Here is a 596-nt window from a genome sequence, read left to right as displayed (position 1 = left end):
CACGCCAGTCTGTAGTCATAACACTGATCACTGCCCAGACCCCGGCACTCCACCAGGTACCAGCAGGGAAGGTCACATTTTCAACATTGATGACCAAGTTATCTACACCTGTGCAAAAAATCTAAAACTAATTGGTTCGAAAGTGCGTGTGTGTCAGGATGGTGGCGAATGGTCAGGAAAAGAGCCGGAGTGTTATGCCGATTATACATACGACACTCCTGAAGAAGTAGCAGAGGCTTTTAGCAGCTCTCTAAAGACTACTTTAACCATTAATGAGGAAACAGAAACAAACAAGACAGTTCAAGCTGGAAAGAAAATTCGTTTGGAAAAGGGAGGAAAACTTGACATCTACATTGCCCTGGATGCATCTGACAGCATAGAGGAGGAAGATTTTATTACGTCAAAGGAGGTCATTAAGAAACTCATAACAAAGATAAGCTATTATGAGGTTGCTCCAAATTATGAAATCATCATTTTTGCCACAGATGTGACAAAAGTTGTTAATATTACTGATTACAAGAGGAAAGAAACAACGTTAAAAGACGTTCTCACATTGCTAGATAACTATAAATATGAAGATAAAGGACAGAAATCAG

1 protein-coding gene is annotated in these 596 nt (G+C 39.8%); it reads left to right on the top strand.

The window, feature by feature from the left end; genetic code table 11:
* A partial coding sequence (locus tag GFJ41_RS21000) for a VWA domain-containing protein (RefSeq protein WP_170075997.1) occupies positions 1–596 on the top strand: 596 nt, incomplete at both ends.

The organism is Paraclostridium dentum (assembly GCF_012922555.1).
GTDB lineage: Bacteria > Bacillota > Clostridia > Peptostreptococcales > Peptostreptococcaceae > Paraclostridium > Paraclostridium dentum.
Note: the sequence above shows the minus strand (reverse complement) of the source record. Positions and strands in the feature narration are given on the sequence as shown.